Source organism: Cedecea colo, from assembly GCF_011808225.1.
In the GTDB taxonomy this organism is placed as follows: domain Bacteria; phylum Pseudomonadota; class Gammaproteobacteria; order Enterobacterales; family Enterobacteriaceae; genus Dryocola; species Dryocola colo.
The window spans coordinates 425,127-445,300 of the sequence record NZ_SOYS01000002.1; the positions used below are offsets into that span (position 1 = coordinate 425,127).

The following is a 20,174-nucleotide window of genomic DNA, read 5'->3' on the forward strand; positions in this document are numbered from 1 at the left end:
CCTTAAACCGTCAGCACCACACAGCTTTCCGTATCCCAGCAAAGGCGGACTTCATCACCCCAGGTCGGGGCGCCTTTGCGGAAACGCTGATCGTTTTGCATCTGCGCGCTAATCATCTGTCCGCTCTTGAGACGCACATGGTAAATAGAGAGATCGCCCAGGTAAGCGATATGCACCACTTCGCCAAGCGCAAAATTGAAGCCATCAGCGGGCGGCTCGTCGCAGAGCATGACTTTCTCCGGACGCAGCGCAACATATACCGGCACGCCATCAACAACCGAGGCGTCAGGATCCACTTTCAGCGGGTGGACAAGTCCCGGGCTGTCGATGACCAAACCGTTTTCTTCACGCGCTTTCAGCAGCCCTTCGAACACGTTAACGGAGCCGATAAACTCAGCGCTGTAGCGGGTTGTCGGATGCTCGTAAATCTCTTCCGGCTCGCCAATTTGCACAAACTTGCCGCGGTTCATAATGGCGATACGCCCGGCCATGGTCATCGCTTCTTCCTGATCGTGCGTCACCATCACGCAGGTCACGCCGACGCGCTCGAGAATATCCACCACTTCGAGCTGCATACGGTCGCGCAGTTTTTTATCCAGCGCGCCCATTGGCTCATCAAGCAGCAGCAGCTTCGGTCGTTTTGCCAGGCTTCGCGCCAGGGCAACACGCTGGCGCTGGCCGCCAGAAAGCTGATGCGGCTTACGTTTAGCGAACTCCTGCATATGCACCAGCGCCAGCATTTCCTGCACGCGCTGGGTGATTTCCGCTTTGGGCAGCTTGTCCTGCTTAAGCCCGAAGGCGATATTCTGCTCAACGGTCATATGCGGAAAAAGCGCGTATGACTGGAACATCATATTGATCGGACGCTGGTACGGGGGAACGTGGGATAGATCCACGCCGTCGAGCATGATTTGTCCGCTGCTTGGCGGTTCGAAACCCGCCAGCATACGTAACAGCGTCGACTTTCCACAGCCAGAAGGCCCGAGCAGGGCGAAAATTTCGCCTTTATAGATAGTGAGGCTGACGTCGTCCACGGCATGTTGCCCGTCGAAGGATTTAGTCAGGTTGCGGATTTCCAGCAGCGGTGTCAGCGCCTTACGAATTTTCGCTTGCGGTCGGGGGGTAGCGTCGTTCAATTATGTTGCTCTCCGGCAAAAGCATAGAAGGGTACGGCCCGGTTGCCGTCCTGATGACGCGACGCAGGCTGTACGTCCGCGTCCGTATTGGGGCAACTGCACCATCTGGGTGCAGCGCCCCGTTGCAAACCATATTAAGTGGCTAACAGATTTGCTTATTTCCCGGTTTTAACTTTAGTCCATGCGCGGGTGATCACACGGTCAACTTTTGGCGACAACACCTTTTGTGTGTACAGCTTCGCACGGACATCGGCCGACGGATAAATGCCCGGATTATCGCGTACTTCAGCGTTCAGCAGCGGCGTGGCTTCTTTGTTAGCATTGGCGTAGTAAACGTGATTGCTGATATTTGCCACCACGTCCGGCTTCATCAGGTAGTTAAGGAACTGATACGCCTCATCCTGATTTTTCGCATCTTTTGGCATCGCGAACATATCGAAGTACACCATCGCCCCTTCTTTAGGAATGGTGTAGGCAATGTTCACGCCATTTTTTGCTTCTTTGGCGCGGTTAGCCGCCTGAAGAATATCGCCGGACCAGCCAATTGCCACGCAGATATCGCCGTTCGCCAGGTCGTTGATGTACTGGGACGAATGGAAATAACGAATGGACGGACGCAGCTTCATCAGCAGATCGTTAGCCGCCCCGGTGTAATCTTTCGGATTGGAACTGTTAGGATCTTTGCCCAGATAATGCAGCACGCTGGCGTAAACCTCGCTTGGTGCATCCAGGAATGAAACGCCGCAGCTTTTGAGTTTTTCGAGATTTTCTGGCTTAAAGATCAGATCCCAGCTATCCACCGGCGCATCTTTGCCCAACGCGGCTTTCACCTTTTCGACGTTGTAGCCGATACCGGTTGTCACCATCATATACGGGATGCCGTATTTATTATCGTGGTCGTTTTGCGCCACCAGCTTGAGCATGTCCGGATCGAGATTTTTGTAATTCGGCAATTTGCTTTTATCAAGCGGCTGGAAAATTCCGGCCTGAGCCTGGCGCTCCAGGAACTGAGATGAGGGAACCACGAGATCGTAACCGGTGCTGCCGGCCATCAGTTTCCCTTCGAGCACTTCGTTAGAATCGAAAACGTCGTAGACCACTTTAATGCCGGTTTCTTTCGTGAAGTTTGCCAGCGTGTCCGGGGCAATATAATCAGACCAGTTATAAATGTGCAGCGTCTTCTGTTCTGCCGCAGCCGTGCTGGCAGACACCGCCATCAGGGCGCCTGCAACCAAAGCCGACAACCATTTTTTACGTTGGGCGAACATATCTCATTCCTTCTGAATAAAGGGTAAAACCTCGCGGTCGCGAGCTTAATTTACTCAATACGGCTTATACGCGTGAAGTTCTCACAACCGAGACATGCAAGAATCATGCATCTCTATTCATTTCGCAGTGAAAAAAGAGAGATTTTTTCTGCAAACGTTGCACGCTTTTGGCAGCCCCGCAAGAATAACTGTAGCCAGGATTGGCGAACAGAGCCCAGGGAAAAAAACGCCTTTTATCAATTTTTTAAGGACATCTGGTCTATGGGATCGGCCTGAGAAGGCATCGGGGGAGAGAATGATGCTGGCTGAAAGGGATTAATGCAGAATAAAAATATGCAGAACGCAGCGGGCATGACAGCCACTGCGCCTGATTACGCCACCGTTAGTGGAGAAAGTGAGTTTGAATAGCTGTACCGACCGGCTCTTCTTCTTCAGAGATATAAAGTAGCTGGTTTGCGCAGGCTTCAAGAATGACCATAGAGATCTGCTCTTCGCTCTGTTTTACGAATGCGGCAAACTGTTCACGCGTGATCCCAACCGCTACCTGCAGCGACTGACAGACCACAAGCTTCGGCAGATTATCATCCTGCACGTCGAGGAACGCTTTTACGGTAAGCGAGCTTGCGTTAATCGAAGAGAGATCGGCGGCCAGCGGCAGCAAAGCGGAAGGCTTTACTTCAGCAAGCGCTGAAAACAAGACGATATTATCAACCAGATCGATTTTGGCATCGTAAACACCCTCGAAATTCTGCATATGCGGCAAATGCAGCGCCTGGCAGGTATCGCACTCGAAAATAGTCACGCCAGTTTCATCCAGCCAGCGGCGTAAGGTGTCCAGGGTCGGGACAACGAGTGAATCCATAAATGCAGATGCCTCTTAAAGATGGTTAAAGTCGCGCCATAGCTTACGCAAAAATGACGCGTCATACTATGTTTATGCGCCCGGTCTGGCGGTGTTTATGCACCCGACTGGCGCTTATCCGCCGGTTTTCAGGCTAAAGCCGGGCTGTGCCTGTCGCTCTATCCATTCGATCATAAGCGTTGCTATATCGACGCCGCTTGTTTTTTCAATGCCTTCCAGCCCCGGTGAAGCATTGACTTCCATCACCAACGGGCCACGGCTGGCGCGCAAAATATCCACTCCTGCGACATCAAGCCCTAAAGTTATTGCCGCCTGCAAAGCGATTTCACGTTCACGCTCGGTAATAGCGACCGGATTTGCCTGCCCGCCGCGATGTAAATTCGAGCGGAAGTCGCCGGGTTTCGCCTGCCGTTCAATAGCGGCGACAATTTTATTCCCTACCACCAGGCAGCGAATATCCGCGCCCTGCGCTTCTTTAATATATTCCTGCACCAGAATATGCGCATTCAGGCCGCGAAACGCATCGATAACGCTTTCTGCGGCCTGCCGCGTTTCCGCCAGCACCACGCCAATTCCCTGCGTGCCCTCCACCAGCTTCACCACCAGCGGTGCGCCGCCTACCATATCGATAAGATCGCTGGTGTCATCCGGGGAATGGGCGAAGCCGGTCACGGGCAAATCAATACCCTGACGAGCCAGCAACTGTAACGAACGGAGTTTGTCGCGCGCTCGTGTGATGGCGACGGATTCATTAAGCGGATAGCTGCCCAGCATTTCAAACTGACGCAGCACTGCCGTACCGTAAAAGGTAATGGCCGAGCCGATACGCGGGATCACCGCATCATAATGGGGAAGCTGACGGCCCTTGTAATGCACCGATGGCGCCGCCGGGTTGATGTTCATATAGCATGATAGCGGATCGATAATTTCCACCGCGTGGCCGCGGCTTATCGCCGCCTCACGCAGGCGTTTACATGAATAAAGCGTACCATCCCGGGACAAAATGGCGATTTTCACCCTGCACCTCTGCGCAACGATAAAACAGCGCGCCTATCATATCACCGCGTTGCGCTTTCAACGATGGGGCAACGCGGCGTCTTTTCAGCGCGTCAGTTAATCGCTGTGGGCTGGCTGCGAACTTACGCTACCTCAGAGCCGCAGAGGTTATTTTTGTCGGCGGGCGCAACACCGCGCGCCGCCGTGGAAACTAGCGCGTGGCCCAGCCCTGCTTATGCAAATAATCCAGAATAAACGGGCGGCTTTCTTTGATTACGGTGCGGCGAATATGATCGCTCCAGGTGTCCCGCCGCGCGTTGCTGTCGCGGGAAAGATAATACTGTGCCATCTCCTCGTCGTACTGCGCCAGCAACGCTTTATCAACCGGCTGGTAGTGATTTTCATGCACCAGCATGGCGGCAGGCATACGCGGTTTCACACCGTGCTCCTGATCGGGCCAGCCCAGACAAAGCCCAAATAACGGCAGGACATGTTTTGGTAAATTAAGCAGCTCGGTTACGGATTCAATACTGTTGCGAATGCCGCCGATGTATACGCCACCCAGCCCCAGCGATTCCGCAGCGGTAAAGGCATTTTGCCCCATAATGGCGGTGTCTACGGCCCCTAACAATAGCTGCTCCGCAAGACCCAGTTCGGCGTCCGGGCAAATCTGCAACAGGCGATTAAAATCGGCGCAAAATACCCAGAATTCTGCGGCCTGCGCCACGTGCTGCTGCCCGCCGGTTAGCGTCACAAATTGTTCGCGCATCGTTGTATCGGTAATACGAATTATCGAACTACACTGCAAAAAACTGGAGCTGGAGGCCGACTGCGCACTGGCTATGATCGCCGCGCGTTGTTCGTCTGTAATAGGCTCATCGGTAAACCTGCGAATGGAGCGGTGCGCGCGTAACAGATCAATGGTCGGCGTCATCTCGTTTTTCCTTTGTCTTATCGGTTGGTAATTTATCTTCTGGCAATGGGCCTTTGGTTACCAGCGGAGCAATATTTTGCGCCATGGCCCATACCATTAGCGCTGCTGCCGGGATCATCAGCGCAATGCCCAAAAATACCATGACAATAGCCGCGCCAGCACTACCGATCGGTGCGGGTAATGAAACATACCCATGCAGGGAAAGATAAGAAAGAAGTAAAAAACCGATACCGATAACTTCGAGTAATAATACCGGTCTGGGTAACGCACCGAGGGAACGCATCCGCTTGTCTCCAGAAGCAATTAACGCTTCAGTATACCCTGGCTGCCCGGCCTTAGGGTTGATAGCCATAGATGCTGAATATCAAACTAACAGGCAGGACCTTCTTTTCAAAACGATGAGTTACCGGCATTATGCTTCCCATTCGCCGGTTCGGATCGGCCACAAAAACTAAGGAGATACCATGTTTGCAGTAATTTTTGGACGCCCTGGCTGCCCGTATTGCGTTCGTGCTAAAGAGCTGGCTGAGAAACTGACCGCTGAGCGTGAAGACTTTAACTTCCGCTATGTTGATATCCACGCTGAAGGCATCACCAAGGCCGATCTGGAAAAAACCGTCGGTAAACCGGTTGAAACCGTACCGCAGATTTTCCTCGACCAGAAACACATTGGTGGTTGCACCGATTTTGAAGCTTACGCGAAAGAGCATCTGGCTTTGTTCCAGAGCGCAGAGCAGTAAGTAAAAGAGATGAAAAACCGGCTCAGCGAGCCGGTTTAGATTGCTGACAAAGAAGGAAAAAGCGTGATTTTTCCTTCTTTGTGGCGATCGGCCGAAAACCAACCAGTTGATTTTCCTTATTTTTTATTCGGTGGTAGACGTTCAACCTGTGCTGGTTGAGAGTTTATCATCAGTCTGAACCGGCTCAGCGAGCCGGTTTTTTTGTGCCTGCAGATCGCCTGAGCAGCATAGTAACCAGCAGAAAGCCCAGCGATCCCAGCGACGTCCAGAATACCGCGCTAAACAGCCAGGCCACTTCCTGCCAGAAAGCACGGACCGGCGTTAAGCTGGTATGCGCCAGCACCAGACAAAGCGGCAATGCCAGTAATGCGCCCGCCAGCGGCCCCACCACCTTTTCTTCTTTCGCAACAAAGCTGGCAATAGCGCCGGGTAAGACAAAAAACAGACATCCCAGCTCCATATGATCCGTGGTCATAAAGCGGCCTGGCACGCCCAGATGCAGCAACAGAAAAACTAAAATAAAGAGCACAAAGCAGCAGATTATCCCTAACCAGCGCTGTCCACGCCTGTACATACATTCCCCTTCAAGTCACCTGTATCGAACCAATTAACCGTTACTCCCTGCTGCGCAAAGAGATCCAGGTCTGATAAAGTTGTGGCTATCCGTGCCAAAAATGCATGCTGGAATCAGCACAATATTCTTACTGGCCGTTAATCTTCATAAAGATTAAACTAGCGGCCATTGTCAGGGTGTCACATCTGCTATTCAGATGTTTTTAAAATACGTTACTTAAAGCGTCAACGGGTAAAAACACTACCCCAAAAAACGCTTTATTTCAACAGCTTACTGGTAAAGAAGAAGTTAGCCTTCGTGAATATAAACGTCGCAGATTTGTTAAACGGGAATTACATTCTGTTATTATTTGTGGTGCTTACCTTAGGGTTGTGCCTGGGTAAATTACGCCTTGGTTCAGTCCAACTCGGTAATTCCATTGGTGTTTTAGTTGTCTCTTTATTACTGGGACAGCAGCACTTCGCCATCAACACCGACGCCTTAAATCTTGGATTTATGCTGTTTATCTTTTGCGTGGGCGTGGAGGCCGGACCCAACTTTTTCTCTATCTTCTTCCGCGACGGAAAAAACTACCTGATGCTGGCCCTGGTCATGGTGGGCAGCGCTATGTTGATTGCCCTGGGACTAGGGAAGCTGTTCGGCTGGGATATCGGCCTCACCGCCGGGATGCTGGCAGGCTCCATGACATCCACCCCTGTGCTGGTAGGCGCCGGCGATACGCTGCGCCATTCCGGCATGTCGGGTGATGCGCTCGCCTCCTCGCTTGATCACCTGAGCCTCGGCTACGCCCTTACCTATTTAATCGGTCTGGTTAGCCTGATAGTTGGCGCTCGCTATATGCCAAAACTACAGCATCAGGATTTGCAGACCAGCGCACAGCAAATCGCTCGCGAGCGCGGTCTGGATACAGACGCCACCCGCAAGGTTTATTTGCCCGTTATTCGCGCCTATCGTGTCGGCTCCGAACTGGTCGCCTGGGCAGACGGTAAGAATCTGCGCGAGCTGGGGATTTATCGCCAGACCGGCTGCTATATAGAACGCATTCGCCGCAACGGTATTCTGGCTAACCCGGATGGCGATGCGGTGCTGCAAAAAGGCGATGAAATCGCGCTTGTCGGTTATCCCGATGCGCATTCTCGCCTCGACCCCAGCTTTCGCAACGGCAAAGAAGTATTCGATCGCGACCTGCTGGATATGCGCATCGTCACCGAAGAGATCGTGGTAAAAAACCACAATGCCGTTGGTCGCCGCCTCGGACAGTTAAAACTGACCGATCATGGCTGCTTCCTGAACCGCGTCATCCGCAGCCAGATTGAAATGCCCATCGACGACAATATTGTGCTGAACAAGGGCGATGTATTGCAGGTCAGCGGCGATGCGCGGCGCGTGAAAACCGTTGCGGAACGTATCGGCTTTATCTCGATTCACAGCCAGATAACCGACCTGCTCGCCTTCTGCGCCTTCTTTATTATTGGCCTGATGATTGGCATGGTTACCTTCCAGTTCAGCTCGTTCAGCTTCGGTATTGGTAACGCAGCCGGGCTTTTGTTTGCAGGCATTATGCTGGGCTTCCTGCGCGCCAACCATCCGACCTTCGGCTATATCCCGCAAGGAGCGCTGAATATGGTGAAAGAGTTTGGCTTAATGGTATTTATGGCGGGCGTGGGGCTTAGCGCGGGTAGCGGTATCGGCCACGTTGGAGCGGTCGGTGGGCAGATGCTGATTGCCGGTTTAATCGTCAGCCTGGTGCCGGTAGTGATTTGCTTCCTGTTTGGCGCTTATGTCCTGCGTATGAACCGTGCCCTGCTCTTCGGGGCGATGATGGGCGCACGCACCTGTGCACCCGCAATGGAAATTATCAGCGATGTGGCACGCAGCAATATCCCGGCCCTGGGATACGCAGGCACATATGCTATCGCTAACGTATTGTTAACGCTGGCAGGTACGCTCATCGTCATCGTATGGCCAGGTTTGTGATCCGTATCATAGACAAAGAAAAATAGATTTTTTTTATGGCGGACAGAACTTTTTGCGTGGGCGCTAGTCTTAATTAGTGCCACTGCTTTTCTTTGATGTCCCCAATTTGTGGAGCCCATCAACCCCGCCTCTTTGGTTCAAGGTTGATGGGTTTTTTATTGCCTGAAACATCCTGTCTCTTCAAAAGATTACCCGTTATCTTCTAAATGCAAGTCACGGTTCCTTCCTCGTGTCGAAAAACGATTCACCGCCAGCATAATCATTACCGCCGCAAGCCCACCGCCCGCGCAAATACACAGCACCCAGGCGGGGTCATAATGGTCTGCGGCAAGGCCTGCAATAACCGGTAAAAACAGCGTAATCGCCAGCTGTAAGCGCCAGGATTTCGCCATTGCCATGCCGGTTACCGCAGCGGGGAAAGTTCGCATAATATTTAGCGTTGCCAGAACGTAAACGATATTTGTGAAAATATGCGCCGCTACAATCAGCAACATTGCCATGCCCTGGCTATGCGTTATCGAAACCAGTGCATAACAACAAATAAACAGCGCGAGGAAAACCACGAACACATTTAGCTTGCCGCTATAGTGTTTAAGCTGCGCTTCCGACAGTAACAACGGGCCGATCAGCTGCCCGAAACTGCGTGCTAAAAGCAGTATTAATCCCGTGTCTGTTACCTCGCCGCTAAAATTTACCGCCAGCGCAGGAAGCAGTGCCATTGCCGGTGCGCCGACCAGGGCGAGTGAAGGCAATAGCAGCAAGCTGCGGCGCTGTAGCTGATTAAGTTCCCGCCATCTGAGCTCCCCGCCTGCTTCACCGCTCTTCAACTGTTCAACGGCCCGATAATTTCGATGCGCAGCAAATAGCAACCCGATGGATAAAGCAAAACTCAGTGCATCCAAAGCGAGGATTAGCTGCGACGGCAATCTTCCGTAAAGTAGCGTGCCGATGCCGATCCCAAGGATAACGTTTGCCGCAAAGATCAGCGTTTCCATACCCGAAGCCGCGGGAAGATCCGCAGGTTGCAGGCCATTTTTCAGCAGTTGACTTAATACCGGCACCGCCATTCCGCCGGCAAAAGCGGCTACGGCCTGGCTTAACAAAAGCAGAACCTGGTTATCGCTGTATAAAGACCACAGCGGGAAAACGAGTCCGGCAAGTCCGAGCATCTCGCTCATCGCCAGGATATGGATAAGCGGTAACCTTTTCAGAAACTTTTCGGCCATAAGGCTGCCGGGGATACCCGGCGCCAGCGCCAGAATATAGGCAAGGGTCAGCGCCGAGGGTTTTGCCTCAAGCGTGAGCAGCTTTCCAAATACGATAACGTAGGTAAGGCCGTTGCCTATAGATGAGAGCAGCAGCGCGCCGCCAAGCAGCGCAAACCAGCGATACTGCCGCAGGCAGCGTAAGATGAGAAAAAACATAGGTTATCCCTTATCAACAAGCACAAGTAGGTCGCCGACGATGAAGTCGGGGTTAGGTCTGTGTTTATCGGTAAAGGGACAGCTACATTGGCGGGAAACCTACATTAAGCATCTGCTGCAAACTCTAGCTAACAAACGCCAGAATTTCACCTGCCAGATTTAGCGCACGATTTTCGCAACCATCCGGGTGAGATCTTCGCGGCTCATCGGCTCGCGATCGGTGACGTAATGCAGCGTCATGCCTTCAATAAAAGCATCCAGCGTGCGGGCGGTTATCGGGTCGAAGAAGGCTTCCAGCGTCTGCTGGCTGCGACACATCCAGTCCTGCATGATAGTTTTGAGCGGCGGTGTACAGTTGGCGTAAGCATAAAGCTGGTACATTACCTGCAGGTTATAAGACGTCGCGATCGTCTCGCCGCAAATCATGTCGACGATGGCTTCGCAGGCTTCATCCGCATTTTTTGCCTGCTCAAGGCGGGCGCGATAGCTGTCTGACATTTCCAGCGCAAACTGCGTAAAGGCTTCGCTAAGCAGCGAATCTATGCCGTCAAAATAGTAGGTCATCGACCCCAGCGAAACGCCCGCCGCGGCAGCGATTTTACGGTGCGTGATGTGGCTGATGCCGTGTTCCACCAGCATATCCAGCGTGGCTTGCAGAATGCGGGCGCGCCTGTCCGGATCGTTGCGCGGGGGTGCTTTGCTCATGCTAAATCCTGTTGAGTGCCTTTCACGTTGCGATGAAAAGAGTTTAACCATGATTGTGTACAAATGTACACGGTCTTGCTAGTGTAAATGTTATCTATCTCAAATGACTGATTGGTTCTGTCCATGCCTGCCGCTTCAACCCAAAGAAAAGCCCTATTGCATCGCACCTGGGCGCTGTTTGCCTTCTTCTTTCTTCCCGGCCTCGTGATGGCTTCCTGGGCGACGCGCACCCCGGCAATCCGCGACACGCTTAACGTTTCCACGGCGGGTATGGGCATCGTGTTGTTTGGCCTGTCCGTCGGCTCGATGAGCGGTATTTTATGCTCCGGCTGGCTGGTCAAACGCTTCGGCACACATACAATTATTCGCAGCGGCATGACGTTAATGGTCGCTGGCATGCTAAGCATGGGTATCGCGCTGTTTTTCGCCTCTCCGCTTCTGTTCGCACTCGGTCTTGCGCTGTTGGGCATGGGGCTGGGCTCATCGGAAGTGGCGATAAACGTCGAAGGCGCGACGGTTGAAGAGCTGATGAAAAAGACCGTATTGCCGATGATGCACGGCTTTTACAGCCTTGGCACGCTGGTAGGCGCGGGCATCGGCATGAGTTTAACCGCTATTAATTTTGCCGCCTTCACGCATTTACTGCTGATTGGCCTGCTGGTTATCGTGCCGATTGCCGTCGCAATTCGGGCAATACCGCACGGCGTAGGTAAAGACAATCCTGCGAGCGATGCCGCAAATTTGGCCGAGCCGCACCCGCCCTTTTATAAAGACCTTCAGCTGCTGCTGATTGGTATCATCGTGTTGGCAATGGCCTTCGCCGAAGGTTCTGCCAATGACTGGCTGCCATTGTTGATGGTGGATGGCCACGGTTTTAGTCCAACATCCGGCTCGCTGATTTATGTTGGCTTCACTCTGGGGATGACGGTTGGACGCTTCACCGGCGGCTGGTTTATCGACCGCTACAGCCGCGTTGCCGTGGTACGAGCCTGTGCGCTAATGGGCATCCTCGGCATCGGGATGATCGTCTTTGTAGACAGCGCGTTCCTCGCCGGCGTGTCGGTCATTTTATGGGGGCTTGGTACTTCGCTTGGTTTCCCACTGGCGATTTCCGCCGCGGGCGATACCGGACCGGATCCGGCCACGCGTGTGAGCGTCGTCGCCGCTTCTGGCTATGTTGCTTTTCTCGTCGGGCCGCCGCTGCTTGGTTTTCTCGGTGAACATTACGGGCTGCGGCTGGCAATGCTGGTCGTCCTCGCACTGATGGTGGTCGCCGCGCTGATTGCTCGTGCCGTGGCAAAACCGTCGCAGTGTTCGCAGCTGGCAAGTGATACAGAATAATAACTGGCGTGATTCAACGGAGAATTCGATGAGTGTGAAATTAATTGCCGTAGACATGGATGGTACTTTTCTCGACGACCGCAAAAACTACAACCGGGCGCGTTTCGCCGGACAGTACCAGCAAATGAAAGCCCAGGGCATTCGTTTTGTCGTCGCCAGCGGTAACCAGTATTACCAGCTCAGGTCGTTTTTCCCGGGAATTGACCATGAAATTTCTTTTGTGTCGGATAACGGCGGCTGGGTGGTAAGCGAAAACCAGGACGTGTTCAACGGCGCGCTGACAAAACAGCAGTACGACACGGTTATCGATCATCTTCTGACGCTGCCCCACGTCGATATCATCACCTGCGGCAAGCGCAGCGGTTACACCCTGCAAAGCTACAGTGAAGGGTTTAAGCGCATGGCAGGCATGTATTACCATCGCCTTGAACTTGTGGATGATTTCGCTCATCCGGACGACGTCATTTTCAAATTCGCCCTTAACCTGCCGGATGATTTACTGGCCGATACTATGGATTCGCTGACGGCAATTCTGGAAGGCATTGTCGTCCCCGTCTCCAGCGGCCACGGCTCCATTGACCTGATAATCCCCGGCGTTCATAAAGCCAACGGGCTGCGGATTTTGCAGGATAAATGGGGCATTAAGGATGGCGAAGTCGTCACGTTTGGCGACGGTGGCAACGATATTGAGATGCTGTGCCAGGCCGGTTTTGGCTTTGCGATGGCAAACGCCCCGGACAAAATTAAGCAGATTGCACGTTTCCAGGCAGGGTATAACAACGAAGAAGGCGTGCTGGATGTAATTGATAAGGTGCTGAAAGGGGAAGCGCCTTTTAACGAGTAAAATACCTCGCGAAGAAGCGGTGGATGGCGCTTACGCTTACCCACCCTACAAAACTGTAGGTCGGGTAAGCGCAGCGTCACCCGACTATTTCAGTTGGTTACGACGATACTCTCCCTGGCGCTCCAGCATCCAGCCCGGATATTCCCGCGGCAGTTCACTCACCGCATTCAGTTTCTGTAGTTCATCTTCTGTGAAGCGAATTTCCGTTGCGGCGATATTGTCGTTTAGCTGCTCGACACGCTTAGCGCCAATAATCACGCTGCTGACTACCTGCTGGTGCAGTAGCCAGGCGAGCGCTATCTGCGCCACGGAAACACCTTTGTCTTCCGCGATTTCACGCATCACGTCAACGCAGTCGAACGCGCGCTCTTTGTTGACCGGCGGGAAGTCAAACTCAATGCGGCGGCTGCCCGCTTCGGCTTTGCCATCGCGACTGTATTTACCGCTCAGCAGGCCGCCGGCCAGCGGACTCCAGACCATCAGCCCCACGCCTTCGCTTTGCAGCATTGGTGCCAGATCGCGCTCAAGATCGCGTCCGGCGATAGTGTAATAAGCCTGTAGCGAGGCAAACTTCGCAAGGCCCAGACGTTCGGCAATTCCCAGCGCCTTCATGATTTGCCAGGCGGCCCAGTTTGACACGCCTATATAGCGAACGTGGCCGTGCTGCACCAGCGTATCCAGCGCGCGGAGCGTTTCTTCAATGGGGGTTGCCGGGTCAAAACCGTGCAACTGGTAAAGATCGATATGATCCAGCTGCATGCGCTGCAGGCTTTCTTTCACGCTATTCATGATGTGATAACGCGAGGAGCCACGGGAGTTGGTGCTGCCGGTTCCGGTTTCACCAAAAACTTTCGTCGCGACGACAACATTTTCACGCGGGATCTTCAGATTTTTTAGCGCCTGGCCGGTGATAATCTCCGAGCGTCCTTCAGAGTAAACGTTGGCGGTATCAATAAAGTTGATGCCTGCATCCAGCGCGCTGCCGACCAGCTTTTCCGCATCGGACTGAGCGAGGTTGCCTATTTTACCCCACATGCCGCCCTCGCCGCCAAAGGTCATGGTGCCAAGGCAAAGTTCCGAAACAAACAGCCCGGTGTTACCAAGTTTTTTATAACGCATAGTGGTGACCTCATGTTCAGGATTTCAGATGGATTTCTTAAACGCCCTGACAGTTATACGCCCACTTTCCGCTTATGAAATGGGGGGTTTCTACCCATTCCTTGCCCGATTCTGCAAAAATTTAGCCGCGCGGCGCGTCGCCAAAAACGGCGTAATCAGGCATATTTACCCGCTGATAAGGCTCCCAGCCGCCGCCGAGCGCTTTATACAAGGCGACTAAATCGATGCTGCTTTGTACCCGCGCCTGAGCGCGCTGCTGCTCGGCCTGCGCAAGCTGCCGCTGGGCATCCAGCACATCGATAAAGGTGGCGATACCCTTGCGATAGCTGTCATTGGCCAAATCAAATGCCGTCTGTAATGACTGCGTGGTTTGCGCCAGCCCCGCTTCCCGCTGCTGGTCGGTGCGATAGCTTACCAGCGCGTTTTCCACATCCTGCAACGCGGTCAAAACGGTCTGACGATATTGCAGTACCGCGCTGCCCTGCTGCGCACGCGCCACTTTCACGCTGGAAACCAGCCGTCCGCCCTGGAAGATCGGGATCGAAACCTGCGGGCCGAAACTGTAAAAGTGGCTGGCCCAGTCGAGTAAATAACCCGATTCGTCGTTACGCAAACCTAACTGTCCGGTAAGCGAGAGCGAAGGGAAAAGCTGCGCCACGGAGACGCCGATTTGCGCGGTTGCCGCATGGAGATTCGCTTCCGCTTCGCGCACGTCCGGGCGACGGCGCGCCAGGTTTGCGGGGATGCCGACGGAAACGATATCCGGCAGCTTCGGCAAGTCCTGTTTATTTGCCAGCTCACGGTCGAGCGCGCCCGGCGGCTTGCCCAACAGCACGGCCAGCCCGTTCATCGCCTGGCGTTCCTGTGCCTGATACTGCGGGAGCTGCGCCTGAAGATTGCCAAGCTGGGCACGCGCATTTTCCACATCCATCTGCGGGGACAGCCCGCCTTGCTGGCGGCTCTCCGTTAGCTCAAACGTCTGCTGTGCCGTATCGATTTGCGTTTGCAATGTTTGCATCACGCTTTGCGCCCCGCGTAGCTGTAGCCAGGCGCGGGCGACTTCCGCCTCCAGCGACACCAGCGCGTCGTTGCGCTGCTCAATTGCCGCATCCTGCTGGGCTTTCGCCGCCTCAACCTGGCGACGGACTTTGCCCCACATATCCAGCTCCCAGCTGGCGTCGAAACTCCCCTGATACAGCGTTATAGGTTTGGTTAGCGGATCAAGCGCGCCATTCAGCGACGGATCGACCTCGTTAAGTTGGTCATAAACGCCATGGGATTTCAGCTCGCCTTTCACCCCCAACTGCTGTCGCGTAACGCTCGCGCTGCCGTTGACGCTCGGGTAAAACGCGCCGCCCGCCTGGGTAATTTGTTCCCGCGCTCCGGCAATGCGCAGCACGGTTTGCTGTAGCGTCAGGTTGCCGGCAATCGCCCGTTCTATCAGGCTGTCGAGCTGCGGCGAGTTAAAGTTTTTCCACCAGCGCGGATCGATGGCGGTGGTTTGCGCGCGGGAAGCCACGCCCGGCTCGTTCTGGTTAGCCGTGTCGTTAAAACTTGCGGGTGTTTGCGGTCTGGCGGGCTGATAATCCGGCCCTACCGCGCAGCCAGCCACCAGCAGCGCCAGCGTGGATATCCACATTCTCCTGTTCATATCAATGCGCTCCAGCAGCACCTTCGCTCTTCACCGGCGAAAGCAATAAACATAGTGGGATCAGCAATAAAGCTACAAAGCCCAGAATTGTAAACACGTCGATGTAGGCAAGAATTCGGGACTGTTCAATCATCGTTTTATAGAGTTGCCCGGTGGCGATGCCGATCGGGTCGCCAGTTTGCGTCGTAAAGTCACGGATCGCCTGCGCGCCGCTTTTAATTGCCTGCTGAAACTGTTCATCAAATGGATTCATATGGGTGCTGAGATGGGCGCTATGAGCCTGCGCACGCTCGGTGATCGCCGCCGTGGAGAGCGAGATACCTATCGACCCGGCCACGTTACGGAACATGGTAAACAGCGCCGCCGCATCGGCGTTAAGCGTCCGGGGAATGGTAATAAACGCAATGGTCGTCAGCGGCACGAATAAGAAGCCCAGCCCGACCGACTGCGCGCTACGGAACAGCACCAGCGTTTCAAAATCGACATTCGGCGTCAGGTTACGCGACCAGAAAAAAGACGCGGCGAGGCAGCTAAAGCCAAAGGCGATAAGCCAGCGCGTCTGCACAATCGGCATTAGCTTAATCACCAGCGGGATAGTCAGCACGATCAGCACCGCACCGGGGGAGAGCACCAGCCCGGACCAGGTTGCGGTATATCCCAAATCCTGCTGGGCAAGCTGGGGAATCACCACGGAGCTGCCGTATAAAATCATCGCCATCCCTGCCATCAACATACTGGAAACGGCAAAATTTTTGTCCTTTATGCAGCGTAAATCCACCACCGGTTTTTTGGCGTAGATTAGCCAGAAAATGGCGCCGATAATGCCGATTATCGTCAATACGGCAAAGGTGCGGATAAAGTTCGAGTAAAACCAGTCGTCGTCTTCACCGCGATCCAGCATAACCTGCAGGCAGCCAAGGCCAAGCGCGATAAGGCCGATGCCGGTCCAGTCAACGGTCATTTTTTCTGCGGACTTACGCTCCCACGGCGGATCTTCAAGCAGTTGATAAATCGCCAGCACCGTAACAATGCCGACCGGGATATTGATAAAAAACACCCAGCGCCAGGAATAGTTGTCGGTTATCCATCCGCCGAGGGTTGGCCCGAGCACCGGCGCGACGATAATCGCAATCGACGACAGCCCAAACGCTTTACCGCGATCTTCAGGCTTGAAGTAATCCAGCAACACCGACTGCTGTGTGGGCTGTAACCCGCCGCCGAAGAAGCCCTGCATGACGCGGAACAGAATGATTTCCCACAGTTCGGTGGCGATGCCGCACAAAAAAGAACAGATGGTAAACATCACAATGCAGATTAAAAAGAACTGCTTGCGGCCAAACAGACGGCTTAAGAAGGCGGAAATTGGCAGCACGATGCCGTTTGCCACCAGATACGAGGTGAGTACCCAGGTGGATTCATCGTAGCTTGAGGAGAGCGAACCCGCGACGTGCGGCAGCGCCACGTTGACAATGGTGGTGTCGAGGATTTCCATAAATACGGCAAGCGTGACGACTACCGCCACGGCCCACGGATTACTGGCGGGTTTCCAGTTATCGTGTTGTTCGGCTGCCTGCTCACTCATTCTACCGTTACCTTCGGCTCAACGGACAGCCCCAGCGGCAGCGGATGGTTCGCGTCCAGCCCTTTATCAATGACGATTTTTACCGGCACGCGCTGCACAATCTTCACGAAGTTGCCGGTAGCGTTTTCCGCCGGGAAGGCTGAGAAGCGCGAGCCGCTGCCCTGCTGAATACTGTCGATGTGCCCTTCCAGCTCCATATCCGGATAAGCATCCACGCTGAGCTGCACTTTATTACCGGGACGCATTCTTTCGAGCTGAGATTCCTTGAAGTTAGCCGTGACCCAGATATCCGGCGAGACGATCGAAAACAGCGCTGTTCCGGCCTGTACCAGCGAGCCGAGCTGCACGTTACGCAGCGTGACAAAGCCGTCAAACGGCGCGCGCACTTCGGTATAAGAGAGGTTCAGCTCTGCCGTCTCAAGCTGGGCTTTGGCCTGTTCAACCTGCCGGACGCGGGCTTCCACGTTAGTTTCCTGCTGGCGAATTTGCAGTTTGACCTGGCTTGCGACTTCAAGCTGCGCGCGGGCGTTAGCAAGCCCCGCTTCGGCTGAACGCAGCTGCGCGCTGGCGGTATCGATATTTTGCTGGGAGGTGGCGCGCGGATCTACGCCGCGTTGGCGTTTGTATTCTGCACGGGCATTGGCTAAATCTGCTTCTGCTTTCGCCACCTGCGCCTGCGCCTGATCGCGCTGGGCAGGATACTGCACTTTTGCCAGATCGAGCTGGGCCTGAGCCTGATGCAGCTGCGATTGCGCAAGGCCAACCTGCGCCCGGGCCTGGTCACGCTGCGCGGCGGCATCTCGCGGATCGATAACCACCAGCAGGTCGCCTTTTTTTACCCGCTGGTTATCGCCTGTGTGCAACTCTGTAACGTAACCTGCCACTTTCGGCGCGATGGTAACGGCGTTCCCTTCGGTGAAAGCATCGTCGGTGGTCTCTTCGTTTCTGGTCAGAAACCACCACACTGCCGCCACAATCACCATCACTACCACGACGATGCCTAAGATGATCAGCGGCTTTTTGCCGGGACGTTTTTTTTCGTCGTTTTGATTGTTGTTTTTTTGGTTATTGTCTTTTTGGTTATTGTCTTTTTGGTTATTGTCTTTTTGAGCACTGCTGTTTTTCTGATCTTCGCCGTCATCCGGCTTGTCGTTTTGGTCTGCCATAGGTTCGCTAACTCGCCCTGCTTCGCGTTATCTGCGTCACAAAAAATTTTACCGTTTAGTAAATTTAGAAGTTAGCTAAACCTTTGCCAGGAAAAACTGACAATTGGTACTTATCTTAGGTTAACAACAGCAATAAACCGTATCCCACCAGGACCGCCCACAGCAGCATCGGCAGCGAATAGTAGTGAAACCGCACCCAAATTCGCCTGTCGTTTGCCATGCGCAGCGCAATGAGATTGGCAAGGGAGCCGGGCAGCAGCCCGAAGCCGCCAATGTTTACGGCGAAGGCCAGCAGAACCGAGGCCGGAATAGAGTTCAGCAGCAGAATAGTGGCAGGCACGTTGCTGATGATTTGCGAAAGCCCAATGCCCAGCGCGAATAGCCCGCCCGGTGAAAGCTGGCTTACGTCATGCAGCGCGTCTCCGGCAAGCGGGAGCTGAGTGATTAAGTGGATGTCGATAAACATCACCATAAACACCAGCAGCAGGCTCCAGTCGATCTTCAACAAAATCCGCCGGGCAAGAATGATAAAACCCAGGGCGATCAGCGCCAGGCCCCAGACTTCCTGCTTCAGCTCAAGCGAAACGATAAACGCCACGTACAGCGCAACGCTTGTGTAGACCAGACGCGGCTGCCAGGTATGTATTCTGTCGTGCCCGTGATAGTACAACGCCTTTTGCGGGAAGCAGAACCAGCACAGCACCAGCAGGCTTGCCACCATCGCTCCCGCAAGCGGAGCCATTTGCCAGGTGAAGGCGGCAAACGAAAGGCCCGAACGCCCCCACAGCAGGATGTTTTGCGGATTACCGACCGGCGTGAGAAGCGAACCGGCGTTCACCGCCAGCGCTTCAAAGATAATCAGCCGGTTCACCGGAACCGAGCAGAGTTTCCTGAGCGTGATGGTCAGCGGCACGATAATAAACAGCGCCACGTCATTGGTGAGAAAAGTTGAGAGCAGTGCCGCCGCGCTGGTCATAAACATCGCCAGCTGCCGCTCACTGCCAAAGCGCTTCACCATCCGGCGGCCCAGCACGTCGAAATAGCCGCTGAGTTCCACACCTTTGGTCAGCATCATCAAACCGGCAAGGGTAATGATGGTGTGCCAGTCGATAGCAGCAGCCCACAAGCCCGGACGAAAGGGCACCGCCAGACAGCACGCAGCGCCGATAATCAGCAATAGATGAAGAAAACGATCGCGTAAAAACGGCCGGGCCAGCGCTTTCAACATTTATTGCTCAAAGCCGCTCTGCTGCGTGAAGCGACGGAAGGCCTCCAGCGTTTCTTCGCTAACGTGATGTTCCACGCCTTCGGCATCAATGCGAGCCGTTTCCGGGCTAATGCCTAACGCCAGGAAGAAGTTTTCCACAATCTGATGGCGCTCGCGGCTGAGCTGCGCCTGCTTTTCCCCTTCGGCAGTGAGGAAAACGCCTCGCCAGGGGATCTGTTCAATCAGGCCAAGCGTTGCCAGGCGCTTGAGCATTTTAGCCACCGTCGGCTGCGACACTCCCAGGCGCGCGGCCATATCTACCTGGCGCACTTCCCCAACTTCGCGAATAAGATCGGAGATAAGTTCAACATAATCATCGATTAATTCACGGCGATGCGCTTCCCTTACCTGACGAAAACCTTCGACATGTTCTTCAACGTTAAGTAGCTGCGTCACTTTTTTACTGTTCTTTTGACCTGCCTGACGGCTCATGGTGCTTCCTCATACGGTGGCGTGACGTCGTTCTTCGTCGGCGGAAACGCCCATTGTAAACCACCTCCACGTATCCACAAAAATTTAACGGCATAGCAATAGCTATATAATATAGCCTGTGCTATACCTGTATGTAATGCAGGCAGCTCTTAATGG

The 20,174-nt window shown here is 54.1% G+C and carries 19 protein-coding genes; 4 read left to right on the forward strand and 15 right to left on the reverse strand.

The genetic code is table 11. The annotated features are described in order from the left end of the window. Window positions 1–2 precede the first annotated feature (2 nt). The 6 genes from potG to E2L00_RS06385 form a co-directional block, all read right to left on the reverse strand. Window positions 3–1,136 (reverse strand): putrescine ABC transporter ATP-binding subunit PotG, encoded by a 1,134-nt coding sequence (gene potG, locus E2L00_RS06360; RefSeq protein ID WP_167608579.1) that lies wholly within the window; start codon window positions 1,134–1,136, stop codon window positions 3–5. A gap of 155 nt (window positions 1,137–1,291) precedes the next feature. Next, complete coding sequence (potF, locus tag E2L00_RS06365) at window positions 1,292–2,404, reverse strand: spermidine/putrescine ABC transporter substrate-binding protein PotF (RefSeq protein WP_167608581.1); 1,113 nt, start codon at window positions 2,402–2,404, stop codon at window positions 1,292–1,294. A gap of 382 nt (window positions 2,405–2,786) precedes the next feature. After that, the gene (locus E2L00_RS06370; RefSeq protein WP_167608584.1) at window positions 2,787–3,266 is read right to left on the reverse strand and encodes a YbjN domain-containing protein; all 480 of its coding nucleotides are present in this window, start codon (window positions 3,264–3,266) and stop codon (window positions 2,787–2,789) included. A gap of 114 nt (window positions 3,267–3,380) precedes the next feature. After that, window positions 3,381–4,283, reverse strand: a complete 903-nt coding sequence (rimK, locus tag E2L00_RS06375; protein WP_167608587.1) for a 30S ribosomal protein S6--L-glutamate ligase — start codon at window positions 4,281–4,283, stop codon at window positions 3,381–3,383. A gap of 190 nt (window positions 4,284–4,473) precedes the next feature. After that, window positions 4,474–5,196: an oxygen-insensitive NADPH nitroreductase gene (gene nfsA, locus E2L00_RS06380; protein WP_167608590.1), complete on the reverse strand. Its 723-nt coding sequence runs from the start codon at window positions 5,194–5,196 to the stop codon at window positions 4,474–4,476. Then, window positions 5,180–5,548 (reverse strand): YbjC family protein, encoded by a 369-nt coding sequence (locus E2L00_RS06385; protein WP_338031899.1) that lies wholly within the window; start codon window positions 5,546–5,548, stop codon window positions 5,180–5,182. Before E2L00_RS06385 ends, nfsA begins: the two co-directional genes overlap by 17 nt. 112 nt (window positions 5,549–5,660) lie before the next feature. On the opposite strand from E2L00_RS06385, the gene E2L00_RS06390 reads away from it, so the two are divergent. After that, window positions 5,661–5,936: a GrxA family glutaredoxin gene (locus E2L00_RS06390; RefSeq protein ID WP_167608592.1), complete on the forward strand. Its 276-nt coding sequence runs from the start codon at window positions 5,661–5,663 to the stop codon at window positions 5,934–5,936. Window positions 5,937–6,120: 184 nt separating this feature from the next. Here E2L00_RS06390 and ybjM read toward each other — a convergent pair whose 3' ends face one another. Continuing rightward, window positions 6,121–6,510 carry an inner membrane protein YbjM gene (ybjM, locus tag E2L00_RS06395; protein WP_167608595.1) on the reverse strand — a complete coding sequence of 130 codons (390 nt, stop codon included), beginning with the start codon at window positions 6,508–6,510 and terminating at the stop codon, window positions 6,121–6,123. Between the two features lie 297 nt (window positions 6,511–6,807). On the opposite strand from ybjM, the gene E2L00_RS06400 reads away from it, so the two are divergent. After that, a complete protein-coding gene (locus E2L00_RS06400) occupies window positions 6,808–8,487 on the forward strand; it encodes an aspartate:alanine antiporter (RefSeq protein WP_167608597.1) in 1,680 nt (559 codons plus the stop codon). A 188-nt stretch (window positions 8,488–8,675) separates the two neighbouring features. Here the strand turns inward: E2L00_RS06400 and E2L00_RS06405 are convergent, their stop codons facing one another. Both E2L00_RS06405 and E2L00_RS06410 read right to left on the reverse strand, forming a co-directional pair. Then, the gene (locus tag E2L00_RS06405; RefSeq protein WP_167608600.1) at window positions 8,676–9,911 is read right to left on the reverse strand and encodes an MFS transporter; all 1,236 of its coding nucleotides are present in this window, start codon (window positions 9,909–9,911) and stop codon (window positions 8,676–8,678) included. 159 nt (window positions 9,912–10,070) lie between these two features. Beyond that, complete coding sequence (locus E2L00_RS06410) at window positions 10,071–10,616, reverse strand: TetR/AcrR family transcriptional regulator (protein WP_167608603.1); 546 nt, start codon at window positions 10,614–10,616, stop codon at window positions 10,071–10,073. A 123-nt stretch (window positions 10,617–10,739) separates the two neighbouring features. Between E2L00_RS06410 and E2L00_RS06415 the strand changes: the two genes are divergently transcribed. Together E2L00_RS06415 and E2L00_RS06420 are read left to right on the forward strand one after the other, a co-directional pair. Beyond that, window positions 10,740–11,957 (forward strand): MFS transporter, encoded by a 1,218-nt coding sequence (locus E2L00_RS06415; protein ID WP_167608606.1) that lies wholly within the window; start codon window positions 10,740–10,742, stop codon window positions 11,955–11,957. A gap of 28 nt (window positions 11,958–11,985) precedes the next feature. After that, window positions 11,986–12,801, forward strand: coding sequence for a Cof-type HAD-IIB family hydrolase (locus tag E2L00_RS06420; protein ID WP_167608608.1), 816 nt, complete (start codon window positions 11,986–11,988; stop codon window positions 12,799–12,801). An 84-nt stretch (window positions 12,802–12,885) separates the two neighbouring features. Here E2L00_RS06420 and E2L00_RS06425 read toward each other — a convergent pair whose 3' ends face one another. The 6 genes from E2L00_RS06425 to mntR all read right to left on the reverse strand — a co-directional run bounded on the left by E2L00_RS06425 (window position 12,886) and on the right by mntR (window position 20,018). After that, window positions 12,886–13,920, reverse strand: coding sequence for an aldo/keto reductase (locus tag E2L00_RS06425; RefSeq protein WP_167608611.1), 1,035 nt, complete (start codon window positions 13,918–13,920; stop codon window positions 12,886–12,888). 121 nt (window positions 13,921–14,041) lie between these two features. Then, a complete protein-coding gene (locus E2L00_RS06430; protein ID WP_167608614.1) occupies window positions 14,042–15,571 on the reverse strand; it encodes an efflux transporter outer membrane subunit in 1,530 nt (509 codons plus the stop codon). A 1-nt stretch (window position 15,572) separates the two neighbouring features. Further along, window positions 15,573–17,153, reverse strand: a complete 1,581-nt coding sequence (locus tag E2L00_RS06435) for a DHA2 family efflux MFS transporter permease subunit (RefSeq protein WP_167608617.1) — start codon at window positions 17,151–17,153, stop codon at window positions 15,573–15,575. Beyond that, on the reverse strand, window positions 17,150–18,319 hold the full coding sequence (locus E2L00_RS06440; RefSeq protein WP_167608620.1) for an HlyD family secretion protein: 1,170 nt from the start codon (window positions 18,317–18,319) through the stop codon (window positions 17,150–17,152). Before E2L00_RS06440 ends, E2L00_RS06435 begins: the two co-directional genes overlap by 4 nt. A gap of 115 nt (window positions 18,320–18,434) precedes the next feature. Further along, window positions 18,435–19,547 carry an SLC13 family permease gene (locus tag E2L00_RS06445; RefSeq protein WP_167608623.1) on the reverse strand — a complete coding sequence of 371 codons (1,113 nt, stop codon included), beginning with the start codon at window positions 19,545–19,547 and terminating at the stop codon, window positions 18,435–18,437. Then, window positions 19,548–20,018 (reverse strand): manganese-binding transcriptional regulator MntR, encoded by a 471-nt coding sequence (mntR, locus tag E2L00_RS06450; RefSeq protein ID WP_167608626.1) that lies wholly within the window; start codon window positions 20,016–20,018, stop codon window positions 19,548–19,550. Between the last annotated feature and the right edge of the window lie 156 nt (window positions 20,019–20,174).

Excerpts from the sequence above, each read along its gene's own strand:
- potF (WP_167608581.1), bottom strand. The coding sequence starts at position 2,404 with ATGTTCGCCCAACGTAAAAAATGGTTGTCGGCTTTGGTTGCAGGCGCC.
- E2L00_RS06370 (WP_167608584.1), bottom strand. The coding sequence starts at position 3,266 with ATGGATTCACTCGTTGTCCCGACCCTGGACACCTTACGCCGCTGGCTG.
- nfsA (WP_167608590.1), bottom strand. The coding sequence starts at position 5,196 with ATGACGCCGACCATTGATCTGTTACGCGCGCACCGCTCCATTCGCAGG.
- E2L00_RS06385 (WP_338031899.1), bottom strand. The coding sequence starts at position 5,548 with ATGGCTATCAACCCTAAGGCCGGGCAGCCAGGGTATACTGAAGCGTTA.
- E2L00_RS06390 (WP_167608592.1), top strand. The coding sequence starts at position 5,661 with ATGTTTGCAGTAATTTTTGGACGCCCTGGCTGCCCGTATTGCGTTCGT.
- ybjM (WP_167608595.1), bottom strand. The coding sequence starts at position 6,510 with ATGTACAGGCGTGGACAGCGCTGGTTAGGGATAATCTGCTGCTTTGTG.
- E2L00_RS06405 (WP_167608600.1), bottom strand. The coding sequence starts at position 9,911 with ATGTTTTTTCTCATCTTACGCTGCCTGCGGCAGTATCGCTGGTTTGCG.
- E2L00_RS06410 (WP_167608603.1), bottom strand. The coding sequence starts at position 10,616 with ATGAGCAAAGCACCCCCGCGCAACGATCCGGACAGGCGCGCCCGCATT.
- E2L00_RS06415 (WP_167608606.1), top strand. The coding sequence starts at position 10,740 with ATGCCTGCCGCTTCAACCCAAAGAAAAGCCCTATTGCATCGCACCTGG.
- E2L00_RS06420 (WP_167608608.1), top strand. The coding sequence starts at position 11,986 with ATGAGTGTGAAATTAATTGCCGTAGACATGGATGGTACTTTTCTCGAC.
- E2L00_RS06425 (WP_167608611.1), bottom strand. The coding sequence starts at position 13,920 with ATGCGTTATAAAAAACTTGGTAACACCGGGCTGTTTGTTTCGGAACTT.
- E2L00_RS06430 (WP_167608614.1), bottom strand. The coding sequence starts at position 15,571 with ATGAACAGGAGAATGTGGATATCCACGCTGGCGCTGCTGGTGGCTGGC.
- E2L00_RS06435 (WP_167608617.1), bottom strand. The coding sequence starts at position 17,153 with ATGAGTGAGCAGGCAGCCGAACAACACGATAACTGGAAACCCGCCAGT.
- E2L00_RS06440 (WP_167608620.1), bottom strand. The coding sequence starts at position 18,319 with ATGGCAGACCAAAACGACAAGCCGGATGACGGCGAAGATCAGAAAAAC.
- E2L00_RS06445 (WP_167608623.1), bottom strand. The coding sequence starts at position 19,547 with ATGTTGAAAGCGCTGGCCCGGCCGTTTTTACGCGATCGTTTTCTTCAT.
- mntR (WP_167608626.1), bottom strand. The coding sequence starts at position 20,018 with ATGAGCCGTCAGGCAGGTCAAAAGAACAGTAAAAAAGTGACGCAGCTA.